A 15,126-nucleotide genomic window follows, 5' to 3' on the forward strand; every position below is an offset into this window, starting at 1 on the left:
TGATCGGCTGCACCGGCGCCGCCAGCTTGACCTTGAACGTGCCCTTGGACTCGGGGTCGGCGTCCAGCACCTCCACCGCCCACACCAGTTCCCCGGTGTCCTTGTCGTGCGCCTGCACGAAGTTCTCGCGGGTCGACCGGTCGAAGTCCCGCACCGGCTCGACACCGCCCTTGACGAACGCCCCGAACGGGAACACGTCCCCGAACGCGACCTTGAACGGACCCTGCACCGCCATCACGAACCACCTTTCTTGTTCACCCGACCGCTTGTCCGGACGAGTGCTTATGACATGAGTGTACGTCGCCCACTCGACCGAACAAGCTCAGAAGAGAGTGACGTGCATCACATCAACAAGTGTGGTCAGTCCGGGACGCTGTACACGTCCTCCAGCTCATGCAGCGATCCCGGCATTACGACCTCGACCACGAACCGCACCACGTCTGAGGCATCGTGCACGCCCGCCAGCATCGACAGCACCGGCTCAGACTTCTTGATCTCCAGCAACTCGGCCTCATCGCCGGCGGGAAGCCGCGCGGTCAGCCGCTCGGAGATGTGATCCACCCGCAGGCCCTTGACCGACCGCAGGTGATCCCGCAGCCCGACCGGCAACGCCGCGTCCTTGTCCAGGTCGGTACCGAACACCAGCTCAGGCGGGAACCAGCACGTCACCAGATCCGAAGAGATCCCGTCGCGGACCGTCAGCGACCGCCGAGCCAACACCCGCCCACCATCTGGACCGAACAACGCAGCCACCGGCCCAGGGGCGTCGACCTGGCCGACGTCGACCAGCCGCACACCCGGCAACGTCTCGGGACGGTCCAACAGCGCCAGCCCCCGCCGACCGACCCGCACGTCCGAAGCAGGGCGACCCTTCACGAACGACCCGCGCCCGTGCTCACGGGTGATCCATCCGTCCTGCTGGAGCATCTGCAACGCCCGCACCACCGTGGTACGCCCCACCGCGAACTCACGGACGAGCTGTGATTCCGAGGGAAGCATGGACCCGGGCGGGTATTCGCCGTTCTCGATCCGGCGCCGCATTTCCAGCACTACGCGCGCATACTTCGGAGGCTCGAATTCCAAGCTCGACATATCGACCACCTGACTACTAGGACGCTTGACCGCATAAGTGCACCTCCCGGCACTGTAGCCCGTGGCACACCCACACGTCAGCCCCAAACGACCGCACCAGCACGCCCACAGCACGGAGGGAACCCGGTTACCGGCCGTTCCTCATCCCATGTCAGGCGGCACAGGGAAACCGGCCGCCACCAGCGCCGTCCGAACCTCCCCGACCCGCCGAGCCCCCATTTCCCGCACCTCGTCCAATCTCCCCGAATGCAGCAACCCCAACACATCCCCGACACGCACCGACCGGCCCAATCCATGCCGCAGCGCATTCGCCACATGCGCCGACAATCCCAGGCACCCGACCGGACAGGCCACCGTCACCCGCTCATGCTCATGCCCGCCGTCGACGCCCGCCGCCGCATGCAGCCCGGATAACCGGCCTGCCTCCACCAGCAGGCCGACCAGGTCACCGACCGTCCGTACCCCCAGACACCACACCGGGCACTCAGGCCCGATGCCCGAATGCCCGGCGGTGTGCCCTCTATCGAAGGCGTCGTTCACCTCGGCCACGGCCACCCCCGCGCGTTGACGATCGCCTCCCGCAACTCCCGCGGATTGAGTGCCTCCACCAGCCGCACATCACCCGGAATTCGGACCATCGCCCACCATGCACCGGTGGCGTGCCCGTACCAGGCCACCACCCCGGAGAACTCCCGCTCAACCTGCGCCGCCACCGGCCGCCGACCCGTCTCGTCCGAAGCCGACACCCACGACACCCCCATCACCCGCACCCGCCCGACGAGCCGGACGAGCCGGACGAGGCGTCCGAGGCCGAGCCGTCGAGGGACGCCGGCGAGTCGGCGAACGGCACCGCCAGGACTCGCGCGATCCGTTCCACCGCCGTCACCGCGTCGGCCACCGGGCACAACGGCTCCAACTCCGGCGGAGACGTGCGGGTCGGCCCCGACCAGGCCCACCACCACCAGAGCACCCCGTCCCGGCGGCGACACAGCACCTCTTGCCGCATCCCCGGCCCCAGCATCCGCCCCAGCGGGTCACTGCCATCGGGTTCACCGGCCGGGTTGTAGACGCGCACCGCGCCGTGCCCCCATGCCTTGCCCACCAGGCCCCGCCGCTCCAATTCGGCGATCAGCGCCAACGCCGCCGGACGCCACGCGCCATCAGCCCGAGAACTCGCCAACGCACCCACACGCACCACTCCCCAAGGAGAAGAAGAGCGGGACCGGCAGGACAGCGGCCGCGGGGATGACCTACCACCCCCAACACGGTCGATCCGGACGGGGACCCGAACCGTGCATCAGCCGCCACGACGCCCCACCGGCCCCGCAGCCTGGACGAACTACGCCGCCCGCACCTCACGCGACGGCGCACACCAGCGACACGGCACCCGCTCAACCTCAGGCCCGGAACCAACCGGAACCCCGACCAGCACCGCCCGCCGAGCGTGAGCGAACTTCCACCCACGCCCGCCGCAGTGCCCGCACCCGCTGTCCGTCTGCTCGTCTCGCATAAGGCCAACCATCCCGCCTCCGAACGTCCTATTGAAGGTCCTAGATAGGGCGCTTAGAGGACGCTATGAGGACACTGTGCGACGTTAGGCGCGTCACAACGTCCGCTCAGTGCCCCAATGACCGCTAAAGTCGGACCCGAAGAGGACTCACAGCGGAGGGAACCACGATGCCGCGCCCAGCAGGAAACACCCGTCTCAAAGCAGCCCGGCAACACGCCGGGTACGCATCGCAGCAGGCGCTAGCCGACGCCATGACGGCAGCCGCGCCGCTGCTGGGCTTGGGCAATATGCAGATCAGCGCCCGCCAGATCCGACGTTGGGAGTCCACCTCCCCGCCGTGGCCCCGCGCCGACCACCAACGCCTCTTGGTCCACGTGCTGCAACTACCCGTCGAAGAACTCGGCTTCACCCCACCGTGGGAGACCCCGGACACGCCACCCCCGCCACGGCCGAACACCACCGCACCCACCGGCCCCACCCAAGGCACCGGCGCCACGCCCCCACTCCCCAAGGCCAACGCCGCCGTCCAACCGCCCACGGTCGGGGCCGACTTCTCCGCCATCAACGGCGCATTGCGACGCCTCTACTTCTCCGTCCAACCCGCCCAGCTCCACCCCACCGTGGTCGAGCACACCAAACTCGGCACGCAGCTACTCGCCGAGACCACCGGCGTCCCGCGCACCATCCTGGCCACCGCACTCGCCGAGTCCCTGCTCCTAGTCGGGCGCATCGAGTTCTTCGACCTACGCCAGCCAGACGACGCCGACGCCTCATACGTTCGCGCCCTCCAGGCCGCCGGCGAAGCCGACAACCCACTGTTGGGCGCCGCGATCCTCGCTCACGCCGCATTCATCCCCGGATGGGACGGCCGACGCGACGAGGCCGCCGAACGCATGCGCGCCGCCCGCACCTACGCCCGACGCGGCACCGCCCCCGCCGAATTCCTGGCATGGCTGGACGCCGTCGAAGCCGAATGCGAAACCCGCTGCGGACACCCCCGCGAAGCACTCCGCCTCATCAACCACGCCGAACACCTGCTCTCCGAAAGCACCGGACAGCCGGCCCCCGACTGGTTCAACTGGTTCTCACCCATCAGCCTCGCCTCATTCAAGGGAGACACCCAGCTCAAAGCCGGTCAGCCCGCCCAGGCCAAAGCCACCCTCCTCGGCGTCCTGGACGCCATCGGCGACACCAACGCCAAACAACGCACCGTCATCCTCGGCGACCTGGCCGCCGTCGAGATCGCCCAGCGCGACCCCGAAGCCGCATGCTCCTACGCCGAACAGGCCCTAGATCAACTCGCCGTCACCTGGTACGCCACCGGCATGGACCGCGTGCACGACGTCCGCCGTGCCCTCCAGCCCTGGGCCGACACCGAATGCGTCCGCCGCCTAGATGACCGCCTGTACGGATGGCAGACCACCCTCAGCGCGCTCCAGCGTTGAACTCAGCGACACGGCCCGGAAGCTCGGCCAGCGAATCAATCCGCATCGTCGGAACGCGGTCGGCCTCCGGGTCGTCCTGCTGAACGATCCCCCACGGCCCCCGCCGGATCAGCGCCGTCCGCAACCCCATCTGCGCCGCGGGCCTGATGTCGTTGTCCAACCGGTCACCCACATACAGCACCTGGTCGGCCTCACACGGCGCAGCCTCCACCACACACCGGAAGAACCCCGGATCAGGCTTGGACACACCCCAGTCATCCGACGTCGCGATCATGTCACTAGGCAGCTCCAACGACCGCAGAATCCCGCCGGCCCGCACCGTCTGATTCCCCGCAATCCCGACCCACAGCCCATCACCCCGCAGCTTGGCCAGCGTCGGACGCGCATCCGGATACAAGTCCTCTTCCCCGAACGTCTCAGGCCGCCCCACCTCGGCCCGCTCCTGCCGCTGCTGCGTCAGATCGAACCCAGGCGCGAACACCTGGAACGTCTCCCGGTAGTCCAACCCCCGAGCGATCACCGCCCCGAACATCGCCGAGAACGTATGCCGAGGCACCCCCAACCAGTCAGCCCACGTCCCATACTCCCGAGACTCATCAACCAGACACTCCCCAACATCAAACACAACCGCACGAATCATGCCCGCCACCATACGCCCTCGGACTCTGGCCTCCACGAACAGGTTGCCAGTCGAATACGAGAGCGGAGTTTCTATTCGTTCACTTGAACCGCCGGATCTATCTTCGGCATTCCAGTCAAAAATGAACGTGGAGATTGTATATAGGCCAACACTGCGGCCCGCGAGATATCCGACAGGAGTGCCGCCCGCATAGAGAAATCGTTATACGCAAAGGCCATATAGGCCCCAGAGGGTGTAATTCCAGTGTGAGTAGGAAAGGACCTTAGATCATAGATACGCTCAACCAATTCTTTGCGCTGCCTGACGATCTGACCACGCTTCTTGTGATCGAATGCCATTTCAACATTGGGATGATTTAGAATCTCATCAATTTTGTGTGTGCACAGAGATAGGAGCCCGTCTCGAAAACGTGCTACCACTCTATTTTTCCTCCAAGGTCGGGTTTCTCCGGGAGTAATTAGGGCTTCGATAGCGCACACGTAGAGCATTGTGGCGATATCTGAGTTACTTTGACGCTGTGCGTGGTGAATGGTGATAAGCGCGTTTCTGACACGCAATACTGATTCCCTGTCTCCAAGGGTGGAAAGGGCATCTATGATGTCTAGGCTGATAGAATCGCGAGCCAAGCCCAGGATGCTCACATCGTCTCTACGTGCAAGTATTTCCTCCATGTCCTTAGCGTCCACAGGGAATATCACTGGGGGAGTGTCTACGGGCCGACTCAGAGCAAATGCACAGATAGCCGCGACGACTTCCATTGTCGAAGCTGCTGCCTGGTTCGCCAAGTCACCTGGCGCCGGCCCGGGAACGAATATTGTCGCTTTGATACGGATATCAGGTGGAAAGAGTGGAGTTGGAGTTTCAGCTTCTCCTTCGGTGAAATCCAGCAAAGCGTACCGAGAAAGCCTCCGCGCTCCATCAATCCGGACTCGTTCGCCTAGCATGCGGGCGAGGTTTAACCCGAATGATGCATCGAGTGGCGGAGTTGGGCTCACCAATTCCGCTTGATAGGCAACGTCTTCGCCTGTATCGCCTTTACTCGTCTTCTCTGCGGCTTCCATTAACAAGGGTTTTACCTCGTCTGCTTCGAAGCCGACCATTTTGGACAACTTCCAGGCAAGAGGGCCAGTTGGCTCAATTGCAAAATGATTTCCATTCGCATCCCCGATGCGATATCCGGAATTTCCCCAAGAGCCCCACTGATTAGTTTCAAGTCTCTCAGATGAAAATTTCAGACACCATTGCACAAATACTTGATTGGATACTTTGTGCGGCCATCCAGCTACCTCTCTAATTCTAACGTCAGAGCGCGGGGACTTTCGGTTGCTCATTGCCGCTCATCCACTTCTGTCGAAGACAGCTAGCTCCGTGTCCACCTATGAGCATGACGCATCCAAGACCTCCTCGCACCATCTTTTGCGGCGATTCTCCGTGGTTGGCTGCGCTGAACTGCCGAATTGGGCTGTTTGGGATCAAGGGGCGGCGGCGCTCAGGCCGCTGCGCGGCCCCGCGCCAGGCCGCCCGGAGCGTGCGGCGTGGGCGCCGGTCACCGACGGCCGCGCCGGGCCGCGCATCCTGCCACCGCCGCCCCGTCCGCCAGCCGCCGGCGGTCACCGGGTCGCGCCGCCGCCCGTCATCCGACCACACGTGGCCGAGGTCTTCTTTGCCTCCGGCGGGGGCACTCCGACTCCGGGAAGCACGGGGCGTACCCGTGACGGTCGCCGAAGATTGAGGGTAAGGGCCTGAGCTTCCCGTCTGCCGCCGTCCCGATCAGAGATCTACCAGACCAGGGCCAGGGGGTGAAGGTCGTTCGTCCAGCAGGGCGCTCCACCTTCACCCCCTGGCCCTAGCCCGGCAGCGCGGAGCGCGGGACGACGGCAGACGGGAAGCTCAGGCAGGTGCGTGCTGCGGTCAGGCCGCATATCCTGACCGTGCCTGTTGCTGGGTTGAGCTCGGTGTCTCACCGAGTCTCGGGGCTACTGCTTCTCGGCGGCGCTGCCTACCTTGCTGCATTCATCTCCGGGCAAGCGTCCGGAGGAAGGCGCGAAGGGGAGGTGATGCTCATGAAGAAGTGGCGCTCATGGTTCACTCCTGCTGCAACTGTCGCGAGCAACATCCTGGCAAGTCTGTTCGCCGCCGCTGCAGTAGCACCGAGCTGAGCCCAGCAGCACGGAACAGTTGCGGAACGGACGGCCCCGTCCGTGCAGGGTGGGGCCGTCCGTTCGCAGGTCAGGGGGTGGCTACTCGTCTTCTTGGTCACTCCACCCTGCCGAGTGCAAGCGCCACACATCCTGTGCGGGGGAAGGTTCGCCTGCCCGCCCAGACCCGTTCCCACCTGCGGCGGAACCCCCCTGCGGGGTTCTCTGCAGTGTGTCGCTGCCGGGTCGGCTGGGGTGTCGCCGACCATCTTCGGCCGCGCCGGACTCGTCCACGTGGGGACTGCGAGTTACTCGGGGAGTAGCGCGCGGACGGTGGTCAGGCGTTCGCGGTGGTCTTCGAGCCAATCTTCGGCGACTTCGATGGTGAGTTCCACCGTCACGAGGAAGGACTGCCGGTCGACCACGGCGACGCGTACTCGGTCGTAGTCGTCGATCTCTAGGAAGATCTCGGTTGCGCGCTGGCCTTCGCGCCATGCGGCGGCGTCGTCGCCCTGCGCCAGGGAGTCGAGGGCCTTCTCCCACGCGGTCAGGTCTTCGGCGGCCAGCCAGGTTTTGATGGAGCCGCTGACGAAATAGCTGCCGACCTCTATGACGCCGGTGAGGCCGGGGGGTTCCTGGCCCGTCACTCGTAGGACGACGCTGTTTCCCAGGTCATCGGACAGGTGGATCAGTTCGGTCGTGTCGTCCGTTCGCACCGCGTCATCGTAGTGCGCGGTCGCAGGGGTGCATGGGGGTTTGTACCGATCGGCGGCCCGGTCCCGGGCGGGACCGGGCCGCTCGGCGACGGGCGTCAGCCGCCGGCCACGGCGGGGATGATGGAGATCTGGGCGCCGTCGGGGGTGGGGGTGTCGAGGCCGTCGGCGAAGCGGACGTCCTCGTCGCCGACGTAGACGTTCACGAAGCGGCGGATCTTGCCCGCGTCGTCCAGGATGCGGGCGGAGATGCCGGCGTGGTTCGCCTCCAGGTCGGCGACGACGGCGCGCAGGGTGGCGCCCTCGGCCTTCACCTCGGACTCGCCGCCCGTGTAGGTCCGCAGGATCGTCGGGATGCGCACGGAAACGCTCATGATGCTCCTTTTCTCAGGCGAGGCCGGCGGCGCGGAACGCCTCCAGGGACGGGGCGATGTTCGCGGACGGGGCGACGACCGGGGCGACGGCGTCCAGGGTCTTCAGGCCGTCCCCCGAGTTGATGATCACGGTCTCGGCGGACGGGTCGAGGGTGCCCGCGTCGATCAGCTTGCGCAGGGTCGCGACGGTGACGCCGCCGGCGGTCTCGCCGAAGATGCCCTCGGTGCGGGCGAGCAGGCGGATGCCCTCGACGACCTCGGCGTCCGTGACGTCCTCGACGGCTCCGTTGGTGCGGCGGGCGACGTCCAGGACGTAGGGGCCGTCGGCGGGGTTGCCGATGGCGAGGGACTTGGCGATCGTGTCGGGCTTCACCGGGCGGACGACGTCGTGCCCGGCCTTGAACGCGGCGGCGACCGGGTCGCAGCCGGCGGCCTGGGCGCCGAACACGCGGTACGGCTTGTCCTCGACGAGGCCGAGCTTGATCAGCTCCTGGAACGCCTTGTCGATCTTGGTGAGCTGAGAGCCGGACGCGACCGGGACGACGATCTGGTCGGGCAGCCGCCAGCCGAGCTGCTCGGCGATCTCGTAGCCGAGCGTCTTGGAGCCCTCCGCGTAGTAGGGCCGGACGTTGACGTTGACGAACGCCCAGTCGTCCTGCTCCCCGGCGATCTCGGAGGCGAGGCGGTTGACGTCGTCGTAGTTGCCGTCGACCGTCACGAACGTCCCGCCGTACACGGCCGTCGTGATGATCTTCTGCGATTCGAGGTTGGACGGGACGAACACGGCGCTGCGGATCCCGGCGCGGGCCGCGGCGGCGGCGACGGCGTTGGCGAGGTTGCCGGTGGACGGGCAGGCCAGCACCTTGAAGCCGAGTTCGCGGGCGGCGGCGAGCGCGACGGCGACGACGCGGTCCTTGAACGAGTGGGTCGGGTTGCCGCTGTCGTCCTTCACCCACAGGCTCTGCAGGCCGAGGCTCTCCGCGAGGTTGTCGGCGCGGACGAGGCGGGTCAGGCCCGGCTCGGTGTTGGGGGTGTCGGCGACGTTGGACGGGACGGGCAGCAGCCCGCGGTACCGCCAGATGTTGCGCGGCCCGGACTCGATGCTCGCGCGGGAGACGCCGGCGAAGTCGTAGGCGATCTCCAGGGGGCCGAAACATTCTTCACAGGCGTAGAAGGGACCGAGGTCGCGGGTGGAGCCGCATTCGCGGCAGACGAGCGCGGTAGCGGGTCCGAGGTCTGTGGCAGGCGTGAGTGCCATGAGGGCGAGGCCTTTCTCCCCATCTTCCCTGCGCCACCTTGGTCGCAGGCCGGAGTTGGCACCATCTCCCGGCCGGCCTCGCAGGATCGCGAGCGCGCCATAGCCGGGTGGTTGCCGGGGCTTCGCAGGGCCGGTCCCTCCACCCCTCTGGATGAGCGGTATGCAGTTGTAGATCCGAGCGGTTTGAGCTCGTATGCGTGACTTTACATGAACTGACCGGATGCCAGACAGGTAGGTCCACCGAGTGAGACGTTACCCGGCCGAGGTCTTGATCACGCGGGCGACTCCTTGCGGACGGTGCGCTGGGTCGGGTCGAGGAACACGTGCCGGACGATCGGGAGCCGCTCCCGGAGCCGCCGGTCGATCTCCCCGGCGACGTCCTCGGCCTCATCGGCGCTGATGGCGTCGGAGAAGTTGACCTTGGCGGCGACGAGCAGCTGCTCGGGGCCGAAGTGCATGGTGAGCAGCTCGTCCACGCCGGTCACGCCGGGCGCGCCGAGGATCTCCGCGCGGATCTCGCGCTGCGCGTCGGGGTCGGCGGCCCGCCCGATGAGCAGCACGGTGCTCTCCCGGCCGATCAGCAGCGCCAGCCCGGCGAGCAGCAGCCCGATGAGGACGGACGCGAGCCCGTCCCAGAACTCCGAGCCGGTGATCTGCCGCAGCACCAGCCCGCCGGCGGCGAGCGCGAGGCCGACCATCGCGGCGCTGTCCTCGAACAGCGCGGTCTTGAACGTCAGGTCGGGCGACCGGCGGACGTGCTCGACGAGGTCGTGGTCGCTTTGCCGGGTCTCCTTGCGCGCCTGGTAGAAGGCGCGGATCCAGGACGTCCCCTCCAGCACGGCGGCGAGGGCGAGGACGGCGTAGGCGAGCCACACGGCGTGCCCGGTGCCGCCGTGGCCGGTCATGGTCAGGATGCCCTCGAAGATCGAGAACCCGGCTCCGGCGATGAAGATGCCGAAGGCGGCGAGCAGCGACCAGATGTACCGCTCGTTGCCGTATCCGAAGGGGTGGCGCTTGTCGGGGGGACGTTCGCTGCGTCGCAGGGACGCGAACAGGAAGCTCTGGTTGAGCGTGTCCGCGATCGAGTGTGCGCTCTCCGCGAGCATCGCGCTGGACCCGGCCAGCAGGCCGGCGATCAGCTTGGTGATGGCGAGGATGAGGTTGGCGGCACCGGCGACGAGCACGGTCTTCGTTGTGTCGGACCTGCTCATTCCGGTCGGGTACCCCTCGCGTTCCGCGCTAATCGGGCCGGGTCCGGCCGTGGTGGAAACCACGTGGGTCACTGTGGAGCGCATCGGTCACAACTGAGACCCTGCGGGTATGAGCCAAGTGCTGGTGGCGTCCAACCGTGGCCCGGTGTCCTTCTCGCTTTCGGAGAGCGGCGAGTTCATCATGCGTCGTGGCGGGGGTGGACTGGTGTCGGGCCTGGCCGCCGTCACGGGCGCCCCACGCGACCCTGGGCCGCCTCGTCCGACTCAGCCTGCGGGGACGTCGGTGCCGTCCGACCATGGCCCGGACGTGCTGTGGGTGTGCGCGAGCCTCAACGAGGCCGATCGGACGGCTGCTCGCCGTTCACCGGACGGTCGCATAGACCAGGCGGGCTACGACACCGGTGGCGCGGCCGTACGGATGCTCGACATCCCGGCGGCCACGTTCGACCGTGCGTACAACGCGGTGGCCAACTCGACGCTGTGGTTCGTCCACCACCTCCTGTACGACACACCGCGCAGCCCGCACTTCGATGCTCGCGCCCGCCGCGACTGGCAGTCCTATGAGGCGTACAACGCGGCCTTCGCGGACGCCCTGGCACGGGATGCCGCCCACGGCGCGAAGGCCGCGATCCAGGACTACCACCTGTCGCTGGCCCCGCGAATGCTCCGGGAACGGCGTCCCGACCTGAAAATCGTCCACTTCTCCCACACGCCATGGGCGCCGCCCGAGTACTACAAGCTGCTGCCTGACGACATCGGTGTGCAGGTCCTTCTGGGCATACTCGGCGCCGACCACGCGGGGTTCCTCACCGAGCGGTGGGCGTCGGCGTTCCTCGACTGCTGCGAACTCGTGCCGGGTGCACGCGTCGACCGGACGGCTCGTACCGTCACCTGCGCAGGGCACACCACGCACGTGGGCGTCCATGGCCTCGGCGTCGACGAACCGGCCTTGCGCAAGCGCGCCGCCCAGCAGGACGTCGTTGAGCGGGCGCGCGCGCTGAGGGAGCAGGTGGGCGACCGTCAGCTCATCGTGCGGATCGACCGTACGGAACTGTCGAAGAACATCGTGCGCGGTCTCGCCGCCTACCGGGAGATGCTCGTCAACCATCCCGAGTGGCGCGGACGCGTGGTGCACCTGGCGTTCGCCTACCCGTCCCGCTACGACCTGCCCGAGTACCGCGCATACACGGCAGCCGTCCAGGACATGGCCGAGCAGATCACGGACGAGTTCGGCACCGCTGACTGGGAGCCGCTGATCCTGCAGGTGAACGACGACTATCCGCGTTCCCTGGCCGCCTACGGTCTGGCGGACGTCCTGCTGGTCAATCCGATCCGCGACGGGATGAACCTCGTCGCGAAGGAAGGGCCCGTCCTGTCGGAGCAGGGGTGCGCGCTCGTCCTGTCACGGGAGGCGGGCGCGGCGTCCGAATTGTCGGAGGATGCCCTGATGGTCAACCCCTTCGACGTGACGCAGACGGCGGAGACCCTGCACCAGGCCCTGCTGATGCCGCGCGCCCAGCGCGCCGAGCATTGCGCCCGTCTCACGGCCGCCGCGACGGCCCTCCCCCCGCAACAGTGGTTCGCCGACCAACTCGCCGCCCTCGACTAGAGAAGCGGCGTGTTGCCCTTCCGGGCGGTCAGGGCAACACGCCGCGGGCTCAGGTGGTCGTGGCGGACGGTTCGGTGGCCAAGCGGGAGGCGACCGGGTTCGGTTCGTGGTGCTGCTTCCAGCGTTCGCGCAGCGCGTCCTTGCTCTGCGCCATGCGGCGGTGGGCGCTGATCCGGGCGAAGTGGGCGAGCTGGGACGCGGACGGCTTCGGCAGTCCGCTCGGCTCGTAGCCGAACTCGGCGAGGCGTTCGCCGAACGCGGCCTCCGCCAGGCTGATCTCCCACGGGTCGAGCCGCTCCGCCCAGGATCCGATGCGGCCCGTGGTGACGGCGTCGTGCGTCCGGCCGTGCCACCTCTTGCGGGACGGGACGGTCTTCCGCGCGAGGCCCTCGGGGTGCGTCATCGCCGGGTCGAAGTCCTCGCCGAGGAACCCGCAGAGCCGGGTCAGCTCGTCGGCGGGGTCGGCGACGAGCCGCTCGTACTGCAGCTCGTAGTAGGTGTCGGGGCCGAGCCGCGAGGCGAGCCGGCGGCCCTGGTCGATCGTCTCGCGCCAGAGCGACACGGCGTGGTGGACGTCGCCGTCGTACCAGGGCATCTCCAGCAGGGACGCGACGCAGTCCCGGCCGTCCCGGACGAGGTGGACGAACTGCGCGTCCGGGAACATCCGCAGCAGCGGGCCGGCGTACCGGGCGTAGCTCGGGCGCTTGTCGCCCCAGCGCGCCTTCCCCTGCAGGCGCGCGTAGGCGCGGAACACGGCGCCGACCGCGGAGCCGAGCGTCGGCGGCCCGGCGACGATCTCGTCGACGACCTCGCCGGCGTCCAGCCCGAGCTCGTGGACCTTGGTCGACCGGTCGTCCGTGATCCACTCGGCGAGCGCGCGCCTGTTCTTCCTCTCCGCGAGGTCACCGAATTCGCACCGTGCCGTATAGGCGGGGAGGACGAACTTGGTCTCCGTCGGGAGCGCGATGCGGGAGTGCGAGTGGAGCATCAGCCGCAGCAGGGTCGTCCCCGAACGGGCGCAGCCGAGAACGAAGATCGGGCGGTCGTGGCGGGTGGCCGGTCCTGATGGCATGCCCGCATGCTGCTGCAGACGCGCAGCTCACGGCACCGATTCTGGACGCACCGTTACCGCGCGATTACCGACCTTTGACGGGGCGCGCCGTCAGGCGGGGCGGCCCGTCAGGCGAGGCGGCCCGTCAGGCGGGCCGCCCGGTCACGTGTACGACTCGCCCAGCGTCTGCCTGACCTGCTTGCGCGCCTCGTGGATGCGGGACTTGACCGTGCCGAGCGGCAGGTTGAGCTGCTTGGCGATCTCCGCGTACTCCAGCTGGGACACGTCCCGCAGCACGAGGGCCTGGATGAGGTCCGGCTTGCGGGCCTCCAGATCCTCCATGGCGTCCAGGATGTCGACCCGGGACCCGGCGATGACGCTGGTCCGGCGCGGGTCGGGGCGCTGCTGCGGCAGCTCGCCGGCCTGCTCGACCGCGCGCCGCTTCAGCGACCGGTAGGTGGAGCGGGCGGAGTTGGCGACGACGACGTGCAGCCAGGTGCTGAACCGCGACCGGCCCTCGAACCGGTGGATGTTCCGGGCGACCTGGAGCAGCGCGTCCTGGCAGGCCTCCTCGGCGTCCTGCCGGCAGGGCAGGAACCGGGAGGTGTGCCGCAGCACGTCCGGCTCGATCTTGCGGAGGAGCTCGTTGAGGGCGCCCTGGTCGCCCTGCGCGGCCTTCACCGCGAGCTCCTCGGTCCTCTCGTCGAATGCCATGCCGCCTCATCGTCGTTCGCGGGCCAGCCCCGTTTGCTGGGATGATACGGGAGTGTCTTTCCCACCAGCTGTAGGCCGTTACCGAATCGATCGCGTCCTGGGTTCGGGGGCGTTCGCCTCTGTGTGGCTGGGGCACGACGACGCCCTGGAGTCGCAGGTCGCCATCAAGGTGCTGAACAGCAATCTGGTCGACGATCTGGACGTGCGCAACCGCTTCCTGGAGGAGGCCCGGATCCTGCGCCGCGCCGACTCCGAGCGGCTCGTCCGCGTGCACGACATCGGGGAGCTGCCGGACGCCCGCCCGTACTTCGTCATGTCCTACGCCGACCTGGGGACGCTCGGCGACCGCATGCGCGAACGGCCACTTCCGGTCAGCGAGGTCGTTGCGCTCGCCGAGCAGATCGCCTACGGCGTCGAGGTGATCAACACGCTCGGGGTGATCCACCGCGACCTGAAGCCGTCCAACGTGCTGTTCCAGTCGACGCCGGACGGCGGCGAGAAGCTGCTCATCGCCGACCTCGGCCTCGCGAAGGCGCTGGCGCACGCGTCCGGCGCGTTCACGCTGCCGGTCGGCACCCCCGGATACATGTCGCCGGAGCAGGCGCGGTTCGGCGGCGGGCTGGACGTCCGCGCCGACGTGTACGGGCTCGGCGCGCTGACCTACCACATGCTCACCGGACGGGCCCCGGGCCCGGCGCCGGTGAAGTCGCCGCCGAGCGAGCTGCGCGAGGGGCTGACGCCGGCGTTCGACCAGGTGATCATGCGGGCGCTGGAGGTGGAGCGGGAGAAGCGGTGGCCGACCGCCGAGGCGTTCGCGGAGGCGCTGTCGACGCTGCGCCCGACGACGGCCCCGGCCCCGCCCGGTGCGGCCGCCTCCCCCGTACCGCCCGTACCGCAGATCGATGCGGACGCCACCGTCCAGGATTTCTACCGCGACGGCTCCCCGGCTCGCCCGCCCGCGCCCGGCGGCCCTGCCCAGCAGCAGCCGGGTCCCGTCCAGCAGCCGCCCGGCCCGGGGCAGACCGTCGCGGCGAACCAGGGCGCCGCCGGCCCGCCCGAGATGCGGACGCGCCTCGACCAGTCCGCCGAGGACGACGTCCGCACGTCCGAGATGCGCGTCCCGCCGCGCCCGCCGGCCGGCGGTCAGGCGACGATCGTGGACGACCCGGCCGGACGCGCGACCCCGTTCGGGCAGGGCGAGCCTCCCACGTCCCCGGACAATGACAACGACCGCACGGTGTCGTACCAAGGGCCGCCGCCCGGCGGCGACAACAAGACCGCCGTGTTCCCGACCCAGCCCCCTCCGCAGGGCGGCGGCGGTCCCGCGCAGCCGATGGGCGGCCCCTACGGCGGCCCGCCACCGCCCTGCGG

Annotated in this window: 15 protein-coding genes, 1 pseudogene and 1 riboswitch; of the genes and pseudogenes, 3 read left to right on the forward strand and 13 right to left on the reverse strand. The window is 68.3% G+C overall.

All coding sequences use genetic code 11. The annotated features are described in order from the left end of the window. The 5 genes and pseudogenes from HUX53_RS36800 to HUX53_RS36820 all read right to left on the reverse strand — a co-directional run. Positions 1-235 (reverse strand): annotated as a pseudogene (locus tag HUX53_RS36800) (plasmid replication, integration and excision activator); the annotation flags it as partial. A 125-nt stretch (positions 236-360) separates the two neighbouring features. Then, on the reverse strand, positions 361-1,092 hold the full coding sequence (locus HUX53_RS36805) for a GntR family transcriptional regulator (protein ID WP_176407907.1): 732 nt from the start codon (positions 1,090-1,092) through the stop codon (positions 361-363). 141 nt (positions 1,093-1,233) lie between these two features. Continuing rightward, positions 1,234-1,641 carry a hypothetical protein gene (locus HUX53_RS36810; RefSeq protein ID WP_176407894.1) on the reverse strand — a complete coding sequence of 136 codons (408 nt, stop codon included), beginning with the start codon at positions 1,639-1,641 and terminating at the stop codon, positions 1,234-1,236. Next, the gene (locus HUX53_RS36815; RefSeq protein ID WP_176407895.1) at positions 1,629-1,838 is read right to left on the reverse strand and encodes a hypothetical protein; all 210 of its coding nucleotides are present in this window, start codon (positions 1,836-1,838) and stop codon (positions 1,629-1,631) included. Before HUX53_RS36815 ends, HUX53_RS36810 begins: the two co-directional genes overlap by 13 nt. Positions 1,839-1,852: 14 nt before the next feature. Continuing rightward, complete coding sequence (locus HUX53_RS36820; protein WP_176407896.1) at positions 1,853-2,281, reverse strand: hypothetical protein; 429 nt, start codon at positions 2,279-2,281, stop codon at positions 1,853-1,855. A 572-nt stretch (positions 2,282-2,853) separates the two neighbouring features. On the opposite strand from HUX53_RS36820, the gene HUX53_RS36825 reads away from it, so the two are divergent. Next, on the forward strand, positions 2,854-4,047 hold the full coding sequence (locus tag HUX53_RS36825; RefSeq protein ID WP_217920338.1) for a transcriptional regulator: 1,194 nt from the start codon (positions 2,854-2,856) through the stop codon (positions 4,045-4,047). Here the strand turns inward: HUX53_RS36825 and HUX53_RS36830 are convergent. The 6 genes from HUX53_RS36830 to HUX53_RS36855 form a co-directional block, all read right to left on the reverse strand. Then, a complete protein-coding gene (locus HUX53_RS36830) occupies positions 4,028-4,699 on the reverse strand; it encodes an HAD family hydrolase (protein WP_217920339.1) in 672 nt (223 codons plus the stop codon). The two genes, HUX53_RS36825 and HUX53_RS36830, sit on opposite strands and share 20 nt — an antisense overlap. Positions 4,700-4,758: 59 nt before the next feature. After that, entirely contained in the window at positions 4,759-6,018 is a 1,260-nt protein-coding gene (locus HUX53_RS36835; RefSeq protein ID WP_176407899.1) for a hypothetical protein, read from the reverse strand. A gap of 1,115 nt (positions 6,019-7,133) precedes the next feature. Beyond that, positions 7,134-7,541: a DUF5959 family protein gene (locus HUX53_RS36840; protein ID WP_176407900.1), complete on the reverse strand. Its 408-nt coding sequence runs from the start codon at positions 7,539-7,541 to the stop codon at positions 7,134-7,136. Between the two features lie 95 nt (positions 7,542-7,636). Continuing rightward, complete coding sequence (locus HUX53_RS36845) at positions 7,637-7,912, reverse strand: MoaD/ThiS family protein (protein ID WP_176407901.1); 276 nt, start codon at positions 7,910-7,912, stop codon at positions 7,637-7,639. A gap of 13 nt (positions 7,913-7,925) precedes the next feature. After that, complete coding sequence (gene thrC / locus HUX53_RS36850; protein WP_176407902.1) at positions 7,926-9,170, reverse strand: threonine synthase; 1,245 nt, start codon at positions 9,168-9,170, stop codon at positions 7,926-7,928. 16 nt (positions 9,171-9,186) lie between these two features. Continuing rightward, positions 9,187-9,328: riboswitch (SAM riboswitch) on the reverse strand. A 114-nt stretch (positions 9,329-9,442) separates the two neighbouring features. Then, positions 9,443-10,381 carry a cation diffusion facilitator family transporter gene (locus tag HUX53_RS36855; protein WP_176407903.1) on the reverse strand — a complete coding sequence of 313 codons (939 nt, stop codon included), beginning with the start codon at positions 10,379-10,381 and terminating at the stop codon, positions 9,443-9,445. A gap of 109 nt (positions 10,382-10,490) precedes the next feature. Between HUX53_RS36855 and HUX53_RS36860 the strand changes: the two genes are divergently transcribed. Further along, complete coding sequence (locus HUX53_RS36860) at positions 10,491-11,990, forward strand: trehalose-6-phosphate synthase (RefSeq protein WP_176407904.1); 1,500 nt, start codon at positions 10,491-10,493, stop codon at positions 11,988-11,990. 49 nt (positions 11,991-12,039) lie between these two features. On the opposite strand, the gene HUX53_RS36865 is transcribed toward HUX53_RS36860, so the two are convergent. Together HUX53_RS36865 and HUX53_RS36870 are read right to left on the reverse strand one after the other, a co-directional pair. Next, a complete protein-coding gene (locus HUX53_RS36865) occupies positions 12,040-13,062 on the reverse strand; it encodes a sulfotransferase (RefSeq protein ID WP_176407905.1) in 1,023 nt (340 codons plus the stop codon). A 141-nt stretch (positions 13,063-13,203) separates the two neighbouring features. Next, positions 13,204-13,755 (reverse strand): RNA polymerase sigma factor, encoded by a 552-nt coding sequence (locus tag HUX53_RS36870; protein WP_176407906.1) that lies wholly within the window; start codon positions 13,753-13,755, stop codon positions 13,204-13,206. A gap of 121 nt (positions 13,756-13,876) precedes the next feature. Here HUX53_RS36870 and HUX53_RS42065 point away from each other — a divergent pair. Continuing rightward, positions 13,877-15,126, forward strand: a 1,250-nt coding sequence (locus HUX53_RS42065; RefSeq protein ID WP_309237612.1) for a serine/threonine-protein kinase, incomplete at its 3' end; no start/stop codon positions are given.

Origin of the sequence: Actinomadura sp. BRA 177 (assembly GCF_013372625.1) — a bacterium.
Classification (GTDB): domain Bacteria; phylum Actinomycetota; class Actinomycetes; order Streptosporangiales; family Streptosporangiaceae; genus Spirillospora.

Excerpts from the sequence above, each read along its gene's own strand:
- HUX53_RS36835 (WP_176407899.1), bottom strand. The coding sequence starts at position 6,018 with ATGAGCAACCGAAAGTCCCCGCGCTCTGACGTTAGAATTAGAGAGGTA.
- HUX53_RS36830 (WP_217920339.1), bottom strand. The coding sequence starts at position 4,699 with ATGGTGGCGGGCATGATTCGTGCGGTTGTGTTTGATGTTGGGGAGTGT.
- HUX53_RS36845 (WP_176407901.1), bottom strand. The coding sequence starts at position 7,912 with ATGAGCGTTTCCGTGCGCATCCCGACGATCCTGCGGACCTACACGGGC.
- HUX53_RS36805 (WP_176407907.1), bottom strand. The coding sequence starts at position 1,092 with ATGTCGAGCTTGGAATTCGAGCCTCCGAAGTATGCGCGCGTAGTGCTG.
- HUX53_RS36855 (WP_176407903.1), bottom strand. The coding sequence starts at position 10,381 with ATGAGCAGGTCCGACACAACGAAGACCGTGCTCGTCGCCGGTGCCGCC.
- HUX53_RS36870 (WP_176407906.1), bottom strand. The coding sequence starts at position 13,755 with ATGGCATTCGACGAGAGGACCGAGGAGCTCGCGGTGAAGGCCGCGCAG.
- HUX53_RS36825 (WP_217920338.1), top strand. The coding sequence starts at position 2,854 with ATGACGGCAGCCGCGCCGCTGCTGGGCTTGGGCAATATGCAGATCAGC.
- HUX53_RS36865 (WP_176407905.1), bottom strand. The coding sequence starts at position 13,062 with ATGCCATCAGGACCGGCCACCCGCCACGACCGCCCGATCTTCGTTCTC.
- thrC (WP_176407902.1), bottom strand. The coding sequence starts at position 9,170 with ATGGCACTCACGCCTGCCACAGACCTCGGACCCGCTACCGCGCTCGTC.
- HUX53_RS36860 (WP_176407904.1), top strand. The coding sequence starts at position 10,491 with ATGAGCCAAGTGCTGGTGGCGTCCAACCGTGGCCCGGTGTCCTTCTCG.